Here is a 15,832-nt window from a genome sequence, read left to right as displayed (position 1 = left end):
TATTCCTCTTATTGGCTGTCGAGTGAGGCCAAAAACTGTTTCACTGGCAGAATGTCGTCAGGATTCAGGCTGTTGATAGCAAACATCGGTTCTTCAAAGCCGCGTGAGGCCAGAAGTTCACGGGTTGCCGGCACATCTGCATCGGCTGCATCAATTTTGCTTATCACGGCAAAACGACGCATGTGAGAGTAGATGTCCAGTAATCCGGACGGAATACGGCACTCCGGATTGTTTGCTGCGTGGACGTAGATCAGAACATCACAGTCTGCCAGCGTATTAATCAATGCATGGTAGAGGCGGGGATGGCTGAAATATTCACCCGGTGTATCAACACGACCTTCTTCATTGAATTCAATCGCCTGTGTTTTACGTGCCAGTTCAAAATCACCCTGCAACGCATTGAATAATGTCGTTTTTCCTGCTCCCACATCACCCACAAACACAATTCGTTTCATTCAGACGGCATCCTTAACTGCACCCGGCTAGCTGCGGGTGATATCACAAATAGCGTATTTGAGGAGTTGGCTCAGTCCGCGTACAGTCTGAATCAAGGCTTCTTCTACCGCCCCGGTTGAGCCGTAAATCACCAGCGCACCGGTAAAACGGTCAAGAAAACCGATTTCAACACCAGCGGCTTTAGTGGCAATATCGCCGGCAATCATGGCGGTTTCGCCGGGCGTCAGTGTCATAATGCCGATGGCTTCGGCACCGGGAACCCCGATTTTTTTAGCCAGATCCGGGCTGGGATGCGCAATCAGATGCGCCAGGGTTACCTGTTTACCGGGAACAAATTCCTGGATGATACGTTCCTTTTCCATCGCACTCTCCTCATAAGAATTAATTCAATCCTAGTCATACTCTTAAAAAGGGGATAACAAAAATCGGCAAGCACGCCCAAAAGTTGAAACAGATCACTAATTGACAGAAATGTTAATTTGTAACAGGCAGAGATCACGGAGGGGAAATAGTGAGGTTTCATCATGATCGTATTGTGACAAAAAAGATAAATCGGCAGGAAATAACGAAAATACATATTATCACTTACATATAAATACGTAATTCAACAGGTTGCTTATTATCGCTATACCCAACGTCATTCAGGATGCAGGAAGGCGGCAAGGGAAGATAGACGGGGAGCATACGCAAGTATGTGACCCGGGTAGCGTCGTTCCGCCAACAAATCTGCAGTTTGAATGAATAAGGGTATCGTTTATGAACAGCAAATATTTACCATATAATGAATTGATCTGTTATTTTCCCTGTCACCGGGGAGTATCAGAATGTGAAGTATCTCGCAAATTGACACTTATCCCCGGGTTCCTCACTTGCGCGCGCAATGCGACTGACGTAACTTACAATCAATCTGGTTTAAACCAAAAATAAATAATATGAAAAACTCACAAACTGCGGCTGACCTTGCCAGAGAAAAATTAGAAATACTGCTTACAGACGGCGTAATTACACCCGGCGATAAATTACCCGCTGAGCGCACGCTAACGGAACAGCTCGGTGTTAACCGGATGTCACTGCGCCAGGCATTACTGAGCATGGAAAGTGACGGGAAAATTTTCCGCAAAAACCGCAGTGGCTGGTTTGCCGCGCTTCCGCGGTTTAATTACAACCCGAAATCACCCGCCAGTTTTAATCAGGCAGCAAGAGCACAGGGGCGGGAGCCGTCGTGGGAATACAGTGATAAATCACTGATAACCAACCCGCCTGCGGAAATAGCTGAAAAACTGGGGCTTGCGGCAGGAGAGCCGGTTTATTGTATCTGTGGCTGGGGCGCACTCGACGGGCATAAAGTATTCCGGCACCAGACGTATATCAACCCGGCAGTCGGTCCCGGATTTACTGACAAACTGGATAATCACTCTTTTGCCGCTATCTGGGAAGAGGAATACCACCTCACCACCACCACGGCAAGCCTGGCATTTAAACCTGCCCGTATGCCTGAAGCGGCCAGTAAAGAAATCGGCTGTACCGCCAATTCGCCGGGGATCCGGGTCGAAAAATACCGCTGCGATCCTGCACATAATATTGTTCAGATAGATATCGAATATTGGCGTTTTGAATCTGTTAATTTTTTTGTTGAGCTTTGAGATAAGGAAATATACCCATGACTTCAGATGAAGCCCGCCGGATTATTGAACGTGCAGATAATTTGCCGCTGTATCTGCACGCGTATGCCTACCACCTGAATATGCGTTTTGAAAAACTGCTACCCGGCGATCTTCTTGATATTGCACACGAGCATAATTTGCCGGGTGTCAAAATACATGTGCTGGATGGTGAAACACAATCGCTGTCCACCATGAATGATGAAAAACTGGCAGAGTTCGGCGAAAAAGCAACGCGTTATAATCTCGATATTAATATTGAAACCAGTGCGTCAGACAATAAAACCCTTGATGACGCTATCAGAATTGCACTGAAAACCGGCGCAAGCTCTGTCCGTTTCTATCCGCGTTATGAAGGTTTACTGTCAGAGGTGTTAAAAACCATTGCCGCCGACCTGCGCTATCTCAAAGAAACTTATCAGCACAGCGGCCTGACATTTGTCCTCGAACAACATGAGGATTTAAAAAGCCATGAATTGGTTGAGCTGATAAAAAATGCCGGTTTCCCGCAACTTACTCTGCTATTTGATTTCGGTAATATGATCAATGCCTGCGAATTGCCGATGGATGCATTGTCTGCCATGCAGGGGCATATCACTCAGGTGCATATCAAAGATGCGGTGATCCTGAAAGAAGGACAGGGTTTCGGTCATAAAGCCTGCCGCTCCGGCGAGGGAAATCTGCCGTTTAAAGAGATGCTGCAGGCATTGATATGTCTGGGCGGAGAGCGTCCGCAGGTTATTTCTTACGGGCTGGAAGAAGAAGTGGATTATTACGCACCGGCATTCCGTTTTGCAGATGAAGTTGCCGACCCGTGGATCCCGTGGCGTCAGATGAGTGAAACACCGCTGCCGGAAAATGAAATAAGTGCCCGTTTAGCCCTGGAAAAAAAGGATGCCATTAATCAAATCAATTATGTCCGTAAAATAATAAATGAAATTAAAACTGAGGCTCTTCTATACTCTAATTAATACCTGCTCTATACACAGAAAACTCTGAAAATAACAATTCATACTGGCTGAAAAAGTAAACTACTTTTCAGGCTGGAGGCACTATGCTTGATAAAAAAAGATGGGCAATATTCAGCTTATTAGTTTTATGCGGCGGTACGATATATAAACTGCCTTCACTTAAAGATGCATTTTATATTCCGATGCAGGAATTCTTTCATCTGACAAATGGTCAGATAGGTAATGCGATGTCGGTAAATTCCGTTGTCACTACCATCGGCTTCTTTTTATCTATCTATTTTTCAGATAAATTGCCCCGCCGTCTGACAATTTCATTTTCATTAATAGCAACCGGATTACTGGGTATTTATTTATCCACTATGCCGGGCTATTGGGGAATATTATTTGTCTGGGCATTATTTGGTGTTACCTGTGACATGCTCAACTGGCCGGTATTATTAAAATCCGTCAGTTTGCTGGGTAACAGCTCGCAACAAGGGCGGATTTTTGGTTTCTTTGAAACCGGTCGCGGTGTTATCGACACCATTGTTGCGTTTTCCGCACTGGCGGTATTTACCTGGTTCGGCAGTGGTTTACTTGGTTTTAAAATGGGCATTTTATTCTATTCCGGCATGGCTATTCTTGTTGGTGGTGTTATCTTCCTGTTCCTGAAAGATGACAAAACCGTTGTCACAAAAGAGATAACCAAAGAAGAAAGTACAGAGAAAAAACCGGGTGTGGGTGCAGTATTAAAAGACGGCACCGTGTGGCTTATCGCCCTGAGTATTTTCTTTGTCTACGCGGTATATTGCGGATTAACCTTTTTCATTCCGTTCCTGAGTAATATTTATGCACTGCCTATCGCATTAGTGGGTGTTTACGGTATTCTGAATCAATATTGTCTGAAAATGGTCGGTGGTCCTATCGGTGGGTTAATTGCTGATAAAATATTAAAATCACCAACCAAATACCTGTTCTATACCTTTATTCTCAGTGTGATCGTACTGGTTGTCTTTATTTTCCTGCCGCATGAAAGTATGCCGGTTTATTTAGGCATGGTGTGTACGCTGGGCTTCGGAACCATCGTCTTCACGCAACGTGCTATTTTCTTTGCACCTATCGGTGAAGCTAATATTAAAGAGTCCAATACCGGCTCTGCCATGGCGCTGGGCAGCTTTATCGGCTACGCACCTGCCATGTTCTGCTTCAGTCTGTATGGTCATATTCTGGATATCTACCCGGGCATAACAGGCTATAAAATCGTCTTTGGTTTAATGGCATTATTTGCTTTCTGTGGTGCTTTTGCTTCCGGTATTTTAATTATTAATATTAAAAAGCGTAAAGCACGGGCTGAATTAGCTGCACAGTAATCGCTTACTCTTTCCGGTACCGGTTATGCCGCTGACTATTCAGCGGCATAACTGCATTAAACCGGAGTCATACCTACCACCTGAGAGGTATTGACAAAAAATAATCACATCTTTGTTTTACATTAGCTGAATTGATTAAGCTGCATTTGATATACATCAATGAGAAAAACCCGGATCGCCGTATTTTTAGCCTTAATCCATACAAAATATGAGGCTTAAATGAGCAACGTCAAGTTAGCGATAATCGGTAACGGCATGGTGGGGCATCGCTTTATTGAAGAACTTACCGATAAAGCCGGAAGCGGGTATTTTGATATTACCGTTTTTTGTGAAGAGCCGCGCGTAGCCTATGACCGGGTGCATCTTTCCTCTTACTTTTCCCATCACACGGCGGAAGAGCTGTCCCTCGTTAAACCGGGTTTTTATGAAAAGCACAATATCACTGTACTGACCGGTGAACGGGTAATCACCATTAACCGGCAGGAAAAAGTGCTGCACACCAATACCGGACGCACCGTTCATTACGACAAATTAGTGACCGCCACCGGATCGTACCCGTGGGTTCCGCCTATCAAAGGCAATGATACTCAGGACTGCTTTGTCTACCGGACGATAGAAGATCTGAATGCTATTGAAGCCTGCGCCCGCCGCAGCCGCAAAGGTGTGGTTATCGGCGGCGGGTTATTAGGGCTGGAAGCCGCCGGAGCACTGAAAAATTTAGGTATTGAAACCCATGTAATCGAGTTTTCGCCGGTGTTAATGGCGGAACAGCTTGATGCACTGGGTGGTGAGCAACTGAAACAAAAAATTGAGCGGATGGGTGTGACCGTTCACACCCGTAAAAACACCGCAGAAATCACCCGTTCAGACAGCGGTAACAGTCGTAAAATTCTGCACTTTACCGACGGGTCATCACTGGAAGCCGATTTTGTCGTATTTTCCACCGGGATCCGCCCGCGGGATAAACTTGCCCGTCAGTGCGGGCTGGTCGTTGCTGAACGCGGCGGTCTGGTGATTAATGACCAGTGTCAGACCTCTGACCCGGATGTCTACGCCATCGGCGAATGTGCATCGTGGCATGGCAAAACCTACGGACTGGTTGCCCCGGGCTATAAAATGGCACAGGTTGCGGTTGATAGCCTGCTGGGCAATGATAATCAGTTTACCGGCGCAGATATGAGCGCAAAACTGAAACTGCTGGGTGTGGATGTCGGCGGGATCGGGGATACACACGGTCACGAAGACGGTTGCCACAGCTATATTTATCTGGATGAAGCGAATGAGGTGTATAAACGTCTTATTGTCAGTAAGGACAATAAATATCTGCTGGGAGCGGTGCTGGTCGGTGATACTGAAGATTACGGTACTTTGCTGCAATTGTCACTGAACCGTATCGAACTACCGGAAAATCCGGATACATTGATCTTACCGGCTCATGCAGGCAGTAAACCGGCTATTGGTGTTGAATCCCTGCCGGACAGCGCGCAGATTTGCTCCTGCTTTGATATCACCAAAGGTGACATTATTCAGGCTATTCAAAACGGCTGCCAGACCGTCGCGGCTATCAAAGCACAAACCAAAGCCGGCACCGGCTGCGGTGGCTGTGTTCCGCTGATAACACAGGTACTGAATGCCGAACTGACTAACCTGGGTATTGAGGTTAATCATCACCTTTGTGAACACTTTGCGTATTCACGCCAGGAGCTGTATCACCTGATCCGCGTGGAAAAAATAAAGAACTTTGATGACCTGCTGAAAAAATACGGCGAAGGTTATGGCTGTGAAGTATGCAAACCAACCATCGGCTCTCTGCTGGCGTCCTGCTGGAATGATTATATCCTGCGGGATGATTTGGTTTCCCTCCAGGATACCAACGATAATTTTCTCGCCAACATACAAAAAGACGGCACATATTCTGTGATCCCCCGCTCACCGGGCGGAGAAATTACCCCGGCGGGCTTGCTTGCTGTCGGTACCATTGCACAGGAATACAATTTATACACCAAAATTACCGGCTCTCAGCGTCTGGCTATGTTTGGCGCACATAAACAGGATCTCCCGGCTATCTGGGAAAAACTGATTGCTGCCGGGTTTGAAACCGGGCACGCCTACGCCAAAGCACTGCGTATGGCAAAAACCTGTGTCGGGTCAACCTGGTGCCGCTTCGGTGTCGGGGACAGTACCGGGCTGGGTGTTGAACTCGAACACCGCTATAAAGGCATCCGCACACCGCATAAAATGAAATTTGGTATTTCCGGCTGCACCCGCGAATGCTCAGAAGCACAGGGAAAAGATATCGGAATTATTGCCACGGACAAAGGCTGGAATCTGTATGTCTGTGGTAACGGCGGTATGAAACCGCGTCACGGCGATCTGCTGATGGCGGATCTCGATAAAGAGACACTGATAAGCTATATCGACCGGTTTATGATGTTTTATATCCGTACTGCGGATAAACTGAACCGGACATCCACCTGGCTTGAAAGCCTGGAGGGCGGCATTGATTATCTGCGTGATGTGATTGTCAGCGACAAACTCGGGCTGAATACCCAACTGGAGCAGGAACTGACTCATCTGCGCAAAAAAGTCATCTGCGAATGGCAGGAAACCGTGGATAATCTGCATGCACGTCAGCGCTTTAATCACTTTATTAATAGCCCGTTGCCGGACCCGGATGTACAAATAGTCAGTGAGCGCTTACAACATCGCCCGGCCCGTCCTGAAGAACGGATAGCTGTAACACTTATCGGGGAGGAGTAATGATGAGCCACTGGATAACAGTATGTCAGGTAAGTGATATCACGCCGGGAACCGGCGTTTGTGCACTGGTAAATGGAGAGCAGGTTGCGCTGTTCCGCCCTTACAATGACGACCAGATTTTTGCATTAAGCAATATTGATCCCTTTGCAAAAGCCAGTGTGTTGTCACGTGGGTTAATCGCAGAACATGACAATGAATTGTGGATTGTCAGCCCGCTGAAAAAACAGCACTTTCGCTTAACGGATGGTCTGTGTCTTGAGGATGCCGCCTATTCTGTTGCCCATTTTGCCGTACGGACAGAAGGCGGAGCGATCCGCATTCATACGGCACCACAACAATAAAAAAACGCAAAAGGCGGAGGTCCTTTTGCGTTTCGCTGACAACACATTTCTTTTACGGGCGGTACAGGTGATATGTCTTACCGTACCGCTCTGACTGCATTATGTTGAGCTATCAATGGTCAGGCAGTGGTTGCCTGCGACACCGGAGGTTCAATGACAGCCTTTGGCTTACCACGGCAGCCTTCACCGTAGTGCTCACCTTCCCAGCGACCGACCATTGCAGCACCAATCGCATTACTCATCACGTTCGTTGCTGAACGACCCATGTCGAGGAATGGATCCACACCCATCAGTAATATCAGACCCGCTTCCGGTATGTTGAACTGGTTGAGTGTTGCCGCGATAACAACCAGAGAGGCGCGTGGTACACCCGCCATCCCTTTGGATGTCAGCATCAGAATCAGCAGCATGGTAATCTGCTCACCTGTTGTTAAGGTGATATTACATGCCTGGGCGATAAAGATGACTGCAAACGAGCAGTAAGCCATTGAACCAACAAGGTTAAAAGAGTAACCGATAGGCAATACGAAACTGGCAATTTTGTTGGAAACACCGAATTCTTCCAGTTTTTCCAGGGTACCCGGGAATGCAGCTTCAGAACTTGATGTGGTGAATGCCAGCAGTGCAGGTTCAGTGATACCTTTAGTCAGACGGAAAATACAACGACCGACAACCAGGGCCGCCAGACCAATCAGAATGATCCACAGCAGCGCCAGTGTGAAGTAGAATTCACCCATAAAGATACCGGCACTGACCAGAACACCCAGACCACGCTCTGCGATCATGCCTGAAATTGCGGCAAATACAGTCAGCGGTGCGAACAGCATGACATAGCCGGTTAATTTCAGCATCAGGCTGACGAGAGACTCAAGCACATTCACAATCGGCAGGCCTTTATCGCCGATAGCGGAAAGGCTGATACCCATAAAGATTGAGAATACAACGATTTGCAGGATTTCGTTACGCGCCATGGCGTCAACGATACTGGTCGGGATAGCATGAGCAATAAAGGTTTTGAACGAGAATGGAACTGGCTCAACCAAACCTTCAACTGCAACCGCAGTATCTGCCACAAAGTTGATCCCGGCACCCGGCTGGAACAGGTTAACAATAACCAGTCCTAACAGGATTGAGATAAACGATGCACAGATAAATAAGAATAATGTTTTAGAGAAAACACGACCTAACGTTTTCGCATCACCCATTTTCGCAATACCAACAACCAGTGTTGATATAATCAATGGTGCGATAATCATTTTAATCAGTCTTAAGAAGATATCAGTAATAATTGAAATATCTTTTGCATAGACCTTAGTAAATTCAGCCGAGGCCATTTCATTAAAGCTAAAGCCAACAATGATACCGATAATAAGACCAAGGACTATCCAAGTAGTTAAACTCTTCGATTTCATAATAATTCCATTCTGTGTTGGGTCGCATTTATTCTCAACTCACTTAATATCCTCTGAAATTTTATTTCAGTTATTTTTACCCGGTCTTCCATGACTTTAAATATTAAATAAATTTAGACAACATACTGAGAAAAATGACGATTTCTGTTTCTGAAATCGATGCGGGGAGAGGGATAGAGTAAGCGCCTCTCTCACCACACCGAGTTGTCGAACTATAGAGATGATGGAGTGTTGATATTAACTAAATATCAAATTCCAGTTTTAACAAAGGCGCATGTTGCTGAGCACCATAAACATCGGTATCACCGACAGCACCAGAAACAATATGTCTCGGCATTACGATTTTTACAGCATTAGCCGGGTCAAACCAAACAATATTATCGATAAAGTCAGGTTTAACACAATATAAACCAGCCACGACTTCTTTATTAAACTGTTTTGAATTCTTTACCGCGGTATAAGTTGCTTTATCCTTGAATAAAATATCCATTACAATTTCATACGGGCCGGAGTTTTTAGAACGCACAACTTTTGCTAATTCTAAAATTGACTGTTTCATTTCGTCACTCCTTCTGGTGTCACATTCTCCATCCGGAATTTAAATTTAATGTCCGGTGTATATTCCATCAGGTGATAGATGGAGAACTCATACACTTTACCGGCACGAATATCCGATGGTGAGAATGGGAAGGCTAAGTTACCCGCTGTAGCGATACGACCGTCGTATCCGTAGTGCAGCATGGTGGAACGTGCCAGAGAACAAATACTGTCAGCCTGCTCCTGAGTCGGTGCAACAACATCTAACAGAATTCCCAGTTCATAACTCTTAGTCACGGTTTCTGGTTCTGCATCACCCATCACACCGTTTTTACCATACAGGTGGAAATTCATTTTCACACTGTCAGGGTCAATACTGAGGTTTTTCTCAACACTCTTACGCACTTCAACCAAAATCTTATCCATTCCGGCGATCATGATTGGATCATGTGTCCCCGCGATGGTGATGGTGCGATAACCAACCGGACGTGCTGCTTCCAGTTTAACCGTGTACGGCGTTGCAACGTGGCGTGAACCGGTTACGCGAACCTGTCCGTTACCCAAGTCTTCAAACTTACACTCTTTCAGATCCAGCACACCGCCGGGACCCGGTAAAGTATACGGATCTGATTTCTCATACAGGGTATGCGCCGCTGCAGAGGTATCAGTGAACTTACGGAGCGGGTTGAACGCTTTCAGGGTAAAGCCGGTTTTGTCGATGATACCCATCGCACAGTCAGAACCGGAACCCGGTGTTGCGGCGATTGCCGCACACTCCAGGATTTTACCGCAGTGCAGTGCCAGACCTTCATCAAACCCTTTCATAATCGGCAGTGCCGCGAAACAGCAAGGGTCATAAGAACGACCGGCCAGAACAACCTGAGCACCCGCTGCCAGCGCTTCCTGGAACGGCTCGATACCCATTTGTGCAACGATATACGTACTTTCGTCGATAACTTCGTGGGTCAGTTCAGGCACGAAATGCAATGGTGTGATTTTACCGGCATCCAGTGCTTCATGAACGGTTTTCTTATCAACATCAGCCGGGATAAGCGCCATAGAGAAAGAAAGGTTCTCTTCTTTCGCCAGCTCCAGGATGATTTCACGGCACCATTCCAGATGCGGCTGCGCGCCGGAACCACCTGCACTCCCGATAACAACCGGAATGTTATTTTTCACACCGGCTTTCAGCATATAACGCAGATCGCGTTTCACACCGGCACGGTCGGTAAATGCTTTACCTGAACCGAGGTAGTGCGGACCCGGGTCAGAAGACCCGGCGTCAACGGCGATAAGGTCCGGCGATTCTTCCATCGCCTTCATGAAACTCTCTTCGGGAAATCCGTACCCCAGAATGGCAGTGGGAGACAGAATTTTAAATGTCTCAGACATAATGTTTCCTTACCCTTTTGCTTTCAGTACAGCCAGTGTGCGGTTCATTTCGTTGTTAACGATATTCATACCTTCGTCGAAGCCCATACCCGGCTTGATCAGCATACGCATCGGACGTGTTGCGATAGCGATGTGAACACAGGTACGTGCACTGACGTCTGTTTCGTTACAAGTACCGCCCTGGTATGCTTCCATACCGTTCTTCTGGCAATACAGCACTGCGTCAGCGATATTATGAACTGAACCCAGGTCAGGGGTTTTAATCTGAACCATGTCACAGCATTTTGCATCAGTGAAATCAATGATGTCCTGGCAGGTGTTACACCATTCGTCAGCAACAATTTTGACTTTTGAACCGATTTTTTTCAGGTGATCCATAATGCCTTTCATCAGGCGGATCTGGTCTGGTTTGTTACCGGCATCAATCGGGCCTTCGATGTACAGTTCTAAATCACCGGCCTGCTCCTGCAGACTTGCAATATAATCTGCGCAACGGATTGGATCTTTGTCGAAAATGATACCGATAGTGCCGTAAACGTCGATGTGCAGAGAAGGTTTGTAGCTGTCTTCTGTGCGTAATTCAACGATGCGCTCTGCCAGCCATGAAACGTATGCACGCAGTTTCTCACCCTGACGACCCAGTTTTTCATCCACGTTATTGATAAGACCGTGCGGCAGCACATCAACGTGTTTGAGGATCATTTTGTCAACAGCGTTATAACGGTCATCACCGCTCTGACCAAACAGAGGAATCGGCTCAGCTACAACCGGCAGATGCCATTCGTCGCAGACAACTTCCGCTTTCACACGGTTAGTTGCTAATGCCGCAGCGTCCAGCAGTGCCTGAGACAGACCATAACGGATAGCAGTATGCAGTTGTTTGCCTTCCACTTTCAGTTCATCGAAGAACTTGGCGTTAGCACGGAATTCACTGATATCACGGCCTTCCAACAGTGGTTTGATGTGTTTTTCCAGGAACGGAATAAAGTTTTCCGCCAGGAATAACGGGTCACGACCACCCGCACCGGAATACTGAACAGCCGCACAGTCACCGATAGCCACAGAACCATTTTCGAGGACTAACTGAACTGATACGCACTCACCTGCCTGACGAATTGCAGTAAAGCCCGGCGTTACCGGCTTACCGGTATAAACGAAACCATCGTGACCTGCGCCGTCTTTAATCGCCTGCTGATCATCAAAATAGAAAGATGAGTTACCCGCCGTGAACAATGCATGTTTAATTTTCATTATGGTCTTCCTACCAATTTACTGTGAGATACTGCGTTAATGTCATCAATAATCATCTGGAATGAAGCTTCACGGCCTTCAACACGGGCGCGCTCAGCAACGAAATCCTGGTGCATAGTCAGTACATCAGCCGGCAGAGGAACGGCACCTGCGTCGAACACACGGATTGCGCCGTTGTTGTCGCGGATAGGCAGCATTTTGCCGGAGTTACACATCGCCGGAGCGAACGGAATATCCAGTACACCGGCTTCAAATGCGCGGACAGCACCGACTGCAATGTCACCGTTACCCAGCTCAAGCACTTTCTTCATGACAGCGTGAACTTCACGTTTAATCAGTTCCACTTCCAGATCGACGTCTTTACAAGGCGGGAATTTCTGGTCGCGCATCATGTTCAGCATCTGGTTTGAAGCACGCAGACCCTGGCAGTTCGCTTCTGCAGTCGGGATACCGAATGCTTCATGCGGAGATTTGGTGATAACTTTAGTTGCACCGGACATACCGGCGACCGCTGCACCCCAGGAAATAACTGCCGCTGCGCGGGATTCATCTTCAGGGAAACCACCCATCCACTGATGGAATACGGTACTCAGTTCATAATCTTCGAAGCCGTAAGAGCGGAAATATTCGTGGGACAGTTCACGCAGAGAGCGGATTGCCGCGATATCCTGCACTAAGTTACCGACCTGACCGTAACCGACAGTGATAGATTTAACACCCTGCTCCAGTGCAACCAGACCTTCGATAATCGCCACAGTATGAGAAATGAATGGCGGGATCAGCGTACCGGTTAACGGACCGAATGGCTCACGGTTGATACGGATACCATTTTCTTCATATAAACCAATTACGCGGTCGCAGTACTGCCAGTCACGGATAGATTTTTCCAGGGTGACACGTTTTGCGTAAGGGATGTTATAAGAGATACCACCGCCTTCATAACTGGTGAAACCACTCGCCATGGAGATTTCGCACAGCAGACGGGCATCCGGTGTCCCGTGACGGATCTGCAGAGGCTTATCCAGGGATTCAGTAATATGACGGCAGGCTGCCACACCGTGGTTTACCACCGGCAGACCATTCAGTTTGGATGTACCGGCTTCAACTGATTTCTGGATACCGACAGCCGCTTCTTCATAGCGGTTCAGACGGGTATACGCATCGATAGTTGTCGGCAGCAGGTCACACTCAACCTGTAATTTTTTCAGCAGCTCGATATGCTCTTCGATTAATGCCACACCTGCACGCGGCTGGCTTAATGTGATGCCATCGCGGTCTGCTTCAAATAATTTTTTCGCAAAGTTTTTATCAGCAGAGATAGTCGACTGATATTTCACGCCATCTTCAAAATTGGTTACATCTTTCCCTGTTACCCAGGTCTTTAAAACGTCTTTGCGCTCAGACATAAAGTCATCGATCGCAATCTTTTTATTTTTCAGTTCCATTTAATGGCTCCAATAATATCGCTATCTGGTCAAAATCTGTACGCCAGTCTGAGCTGCTGCTTTCGGATGCCGACAGGCGACATTGGCTAACAGAGGAAATAATCCTTGTGAATCCCGGTAATACTCAAATTCGTCCGGCAGCAAAATCTGGCGGCCTTTGTTATCGAATTTGCGGTACTTCATATACTGTTGAATGGCAAAATCATCCGTGCGTGATAACCAGCCGCCGGTGCCGATGATTTTACGAACGCGTGATAAATCACGTCCGATCTGTAAATCCACCGTTCCTGCGCATGTTGTGACCTGTTGTTTGGTCCCTGCATGGCGCTCTGTACCGAGGGCGACACAAATTCCTGCTAACAGATGGTCGTAAACACGTTCTTCGTCTGTCTGCGGCAAATAATCAGGATGCGCGTTGATGTAATGGGTATACCGGTAAAACGCGTCCAGTTGCTCCGGATGGTTGACAAACTGTGCTTCTGCCAGCTCACGGCCTGCTTCACCGGCGATGACTGCTGACACCCGCATACCGAGGTCACCTTCCACCGTCCGTTTCACTTTCGGCTCCGGAATACCGTGTAAAATGGTATCCGGCAGTAAACTGTTGTTGCAGGACGAATAGACATCCGTCGTTGCGCCACCCATATCCATCAGAACAAACTCTTCCCAGCCGGGAATGGTGTCACGTATTTGCTGCACTAATTCAAAGACAGAGAACGGTGTCGGACGAGGCTCTTCGCCTGTCTGTTCAACGATGACATCCAGTCCCTTGCCCTTAACAATCTTTTTAAGAAAGATGTCACAGATAGCTTTACGTGCATCGAACGGATTCGGGCTATCCAGACTGGGTAAAATATTGTTTACGATAGTCAGATCTTTATGGCCGAGGATCTCAGCAACATCATCCTGAATATCGCGGTTACCCGCATAAATGATGGAACAGTTCAGGTCAGATTCCGCCAGCATTCTGGCATTCTGTAGTCCGTACCCGACATCGCCGCCATCCGTCCCGCCGGTAAAGAGAAAAATATCCGGAGGTGTCTGTTCGAGTGCGCGGATATCAGTCCGGTTAAGTTTATAAGCAAAGTGCTGTGACACTTTTGCACCCGCTGAGTGAGCGGTAACTTTCGCCGACTCCAGGGTTATAGTCGGAACCAGACCAAGTGCCGCTACCGCTAACCCGCCTTTTGCAGAAGAGGAATAGCTGATATCTATCTTTCCTGCTTCCAGTAAAGGACGTGCATCAGACACATTGAGGATTTTATTCAGTACCGTAAAAAATCCGTCAGCCAGATGGTCGGTCGTCGTAGGGGTCAGGGCATAATTCTTTACATCAATATGATCATCACTGCCCACGTCGAACACGGCACCTTTCGTCCAGGTAGAACCGATATCTATAGAGACAGAGATCATTACGCGGTCATTCCTTCTTTTTTAGCTGACAGGCTTTTCTCGATATCTTTCTTCATGATATCGCAGACAAATTCCAGGTCAGTATTCGGGAAGAACACGCGGTTAAAGCCCATAGCGGAGAATTTTTTCTCGATTTCAGCCGGTGCCTGTTTACCGATAACCAGGTTACCGCCGACATACAGCAGAATTTCACCCAGACCACGTTCGATGCAACGGTCGCGCATTCCTAAACAGTCAACTTCACCGTGTCCGTAAATAGAAGAAACAACAATTGCCTGCGCACCGGTTTCAATGGCAGCATCAATATATTCGTCCTGGCTTACCATGACACCAAGATTGATCACGTTGAAATTGTGTTGCGCGAAAACGCGATCTAAAACTTTGTTACCGACGGCATGGCAATCGGCACCAATTACACCAATAACAATGGTAGGATTCTGCATGATATACCTCTAAATAGACTAAATGTTCGGAATTAAAGTCAATACAATTTTTATAAAATCCGTTTGGCGTTAATTAAGAAGATAACTAAGTACAAATTATGTATTCATTCCTATTTAATCCCTTAACTTTCCACTGATTCTAATGTGCAATCCAGGGGATTTAAAAACAATTGATATAAAGTAAGGATATCTTGCAAAAACGGAATGGTTTTTAGTAAGGTACAAAACAAGACGCGGATCACATTAAATTTATGATAAAAATCATATGGATACCATTAAAATAAACATATAAAAACTTTAATTAACAATTATTTAAATATAATGGATAATAAATCATTCTTGTTTTTGTGATCATCGTTATATTATTGGATCAAATAAAAACAACAATTAAATTTTAACAT

Annotated in this window: 14 protein-coding genes; 5 read left to right on the top strand and 9 right to left on the bottom strand. The window is 46.7% G+C overall.

What is annotated here, in order from left to right; all coding sequences use genetic code 11:
• Positions 1 to 8: 8 nt before the first annotated feature.
• Positions 9 to 455 carry a EutP/PduV family microcompartment system protein gene (eutP, locus tag ACMHKJ_RS03865; RefSeq protein WP_413492177.1) on the bottom strand — a complete coding sequence of 149 codons (447 nt, stop codon included), beginning with the start codon at positions 453 to 455 and terminating at the stop codon, positions 9 to 11.
• Between the two features lie 27 nt (positions 456 to 482).
• Positions 483 to 818, bottom strand: a complete 336-nt coding sequence (gene eutS, locus ACMHKJ_RS03860; protein WP_067368124.1) for an ethanolamine utilization microcompartment protein EutS — start codon at positions 816 to 818, stop codon at positions 483 to 485.
• Positions 819 to 1,388: 570 nt separating this feature from the next.
• Between eutS and ACMHKJ_RS03855 the strand changes: the two genes are divergently transcribed.
• The 5 genes from ACMHKJ_RS03855 (at position 1,389) to nirD (ending at position 7,538) form a co-directional block, all read left to right on the top strand.
• Positions 1,389 to 2,099: a UTRA domain-containing protein gene (locus tag ACMHKJ_RS03855; RefSeq protein WP_413492176.1), complete on the top strand. Its 711-nt coding sequence runs from the start codon at positions 1,389 to 1,391 to the stop codon at positions 2,097 to 2,099.
• 17 nt (positions 2,100 to 2,116) lie between these two features.
• Positions 2,117 to 3,088, top strand: coding sequence for a sugar phosphate isomerase/epimerase family protein (locus ACMHKJ_RS03850; protein WP_413492175.1), 972 nt, complete (start codon positions 2,117 to 2,119; stop codon positions 3,086 to 3,088).
• Positions 3,089 to 3,171: 83 nt separating this feature from the next.
• Positions 3,172 to 4,437: an MFS transporter gene (locus ACMHKJ_RS03845; protein WP_413492174.1), complete on the top strand. Its 1,266-nt coding sequence runs from the start codon at positions 3,172 to 3,174 to the stop codon at positions 4,435 to 4,437.
• 219 nt (positions 4,438 to 4,656) lie between these two features.
• On the top strand, positions 4,657 to 7,197 hold the full coding sequence (nirB, locus tag ACMHKJ_RS03840; RefSeq protein ID WP_413492173.1) for a nitrite reductase large subunit NirB: 2,541 nt from the start codon (positions 4,657 to 4,659) through the stop codon (positions 7,195 to 7,197).
• Positions 7,198 to 7,199: 2 nt separating this feature from the next.
• Complete coding sequence (nirD, locus tag ACMHKJ_RS03835; protein ID WP_413492452.1) at positions 7,200 to 7,538, top strand: nitrite reductase small subunit NirD; 339 nt, start codon at positions 7,200 to 7,202, stop codon at positions 7,536 to 7,538.
• 119 nt (positions 7,539 to 7,657) lie between these two features.
• On the opposite strand, the gene ACMHKJ_RS03830 is transcribed toward nirD, so the two are convergent.
• From ACMHKJ_RS03830 to glmS, 7 genes are all read right to left on the bottom strand, one after another.
• On the bottom strand, positions 7,658 to 8,950 hold the full coding sequence (locus ACMHKJ_RS03830) for a dicarboxylate/amino acid:cation symporter (RefSeq protein ID WP_413492172.1): 1,293 nt from the start codon (positions 8,948 to 8,950) through the stop codon (positions 7,658 to 7,660).
• Between the two features lie 241 nt (positions 8,951 to 9,191).
• The gene (locus ACMHKJ_RS03825; RefSeq protein WP_067368143.1) at positions 9,192 to 9,509 is read right to left on the bottom strand and encodes a DUF4387 domain-containing protein; all 318 of its coding nucleotides are present in this window, start codon (positions 9,507 to 9,509) and stop codon (positions 9,192 to 9,194) included.
• Positions 9,506 to 10,879: an acyclic terpene utilization AtuA family protein gene (locus ACMHKJ_RS03820; RefSeq protein WP_413492171.1), complete on the bottom strand. Its 1,374-nt coding sequence runs from the start codon at positions 10,877 to 10,879 to the stop codon at positions 9,506 to 9,508. Before ACMHKJ_RS03820 ends, ACMHKJ_RS03825 begins: the two co-directional genes overlap by 4 nt.
• A 9-nt stretch (positions 10,880 to 10,888) precedes the next feature.
• Positions 10,889 to 12,130 (bottom strand): methylaspartate ammonia-lyase, encoded by a 1,242-nt coding sequence (locus tag ACMHKJ_RS03815; RefSeq protein WP_067403519.1) that lies wholly within the window; start codon positions 12,128 to 12,130, stop codon positions 10,889 to 10,891.
• On the bottom strand, positions 12,130 to 13,575 hold the full coding sequence (locus ACMHKJ_RS03810) for a methylaspartate mutase subunit E (RefSeq protein WP_413492170.1): 1,446 nt from the start codon (positions 13,573 to 13,575) through the stop codon (positions 12,130 to 12,132). The genes ACMHKJ_RS03815 and ACMHKJ_RS03810 overlap by 1 nt, the downstream gene beginning before the upstream one ends.
• A 21-nt stretch (positions 13,576 to 13,596) precedes the next feature.
• Positions 13,597 to 14,988: a methylaspartate mutase accessory protein GlmL gene (gene glmL, locus ACMHKJ_RS03805; protein ID WP_413492169.1), complete on the bottom strand. Its 1,392-nt coding sequence runs from the start codon at positions 14,986 to 14,988 to the stop codon at positions 13,597 to 13,599.
• Positions 14,988 to 15,431: a methylaspartate mutase subunit S gene (gene glmS, locus ACMHKJ_RS03800; RefSeq protein ID WP_067424063.1), complete on the bottom strand. Its 444-nt coding sequence runs from the start codon at positions 15,429 to 15,431 to the stop codon at positions 14,988 to 14,990. Before glmS ends, glmL begins: the two co-directional genes overlap by 1 nt.
• Positions 15,432 to 15,832: the final 401 nt, after the last annotated feature.

The organism is Morganella psychrotolerans, assembly GCF_965118875.1.
GTDB lineage: Bacteria > Pseudomonadota > Gammaproteobacteria > Enterobacterales > Enterobacteriaceae > Morganella > Morganella psychrotolerans_C.
The sequence above is the reverse complement of the archived record's forward strand: the minus strand, read 5'-3'. Positions and strand labels throughout refer to the sequence as shown.

Excerpts from the sequence above, each read along its gene's own strand:
- glmL (WP_413492169.1), bottom strand. The coding sequence starts at position 14,988 with ATGATCTCTGTCTCTATAGATATCGGTTCTACCTGGACGAAAGGTGCC.
- ACMHKJ_RS03810 (WP_413492170.1), bottom strand. The coding sequence starts at position 13,575 with ATGGAACTGAAAAATAAAAAGATTGCGATCGATGACTTTATGTCTGAG.
- nirD (WP_413492452.1), top strand. The coding sequence starts at position 7,200 with ATGAGCCACTGGATAACAGTATGTCAGGTAAGTGATATCACGCCGGGA.
- ACMHKJ_RS03845 (WP_413492174.1), top strand. The coding sequence starts at position 3,172 with ATGCTTGATAAAAAAAGATGGGCAATATTCAGCTTATTAGTTTTATGC.
- nirB (WP_413492173.1), top strand. The coding sequence starts at position 4,657 with ATGAGCAACGTCAAGTTAGCGATAATCGGTAACGGCATGGTGGGGCAT.
- ACMHKJ_RS03850 (WP_413492175.1), top strand. The coding sequence starts at position 2,117 with ATGACTTCAGATGAAGCCCGCCGGATTATTGAACGTGCAGATAATTTG.
- ACMHKJ_RS03855 (WP_413492176.1), top strand. The coding sequence starts at position 1,389 with ATGAAAAACTCACAAACTGCGGCTGACCTTGCCAGAGAAAAATTAGAA.
- ACMHKJ_RS03815 (WP_067403519.1), bottom strand. The coding sequence starts at position 12,130 with ATGAAAATTAAACATGCATTGTTCACGGCGGGTAACTCATCTTTCTAT.
- ACMHKJ_RS03820 (WP_413492171.1), bottom strand. The coding sequence starts at position 10,879 with ATGTCTGAGACATTTAAAATTCTGTCTCCCACTGCCATTCTGGGGTAC.
- glmS (WP_067424063.1), bottom strand. The coding sequence starts at position 15,431 with ATGCAGAATCCTACCATTGTTATTGGTGTAATTGGTGCCGATTGCCAT.
- eutP (WP_413492177.1), bottom strand. The coding sequence starts at position 455 with ATGAAACGAATTGTGTTTGTGGGTGATGTGGGAGCAGGAAAAACGACA.
- ACMHKJ_RS03830 (WP_413492172.1), bottom strand. The coding sequence starts at position 8,950 with ATGAAATCGAAGAGTTTAACTACTTGGATAGTCCTTGGTCTTATTATC.
- eutS (WP_067368124.1), bottom strand. The coding sequence starts at position 818 with ATGGAAAAGGAACGTATCATCCAGGAATTTGTTCCCGGTAAACAGGTA.
- ACMHKJ_RS03825 (WP_067368143.1), bottom strand. The coding sequence starts at position 9,509 with ATGAAACAGTCAATTTTAGAATTAGCAAAAGTTGTGCGTTCTAAAAAC.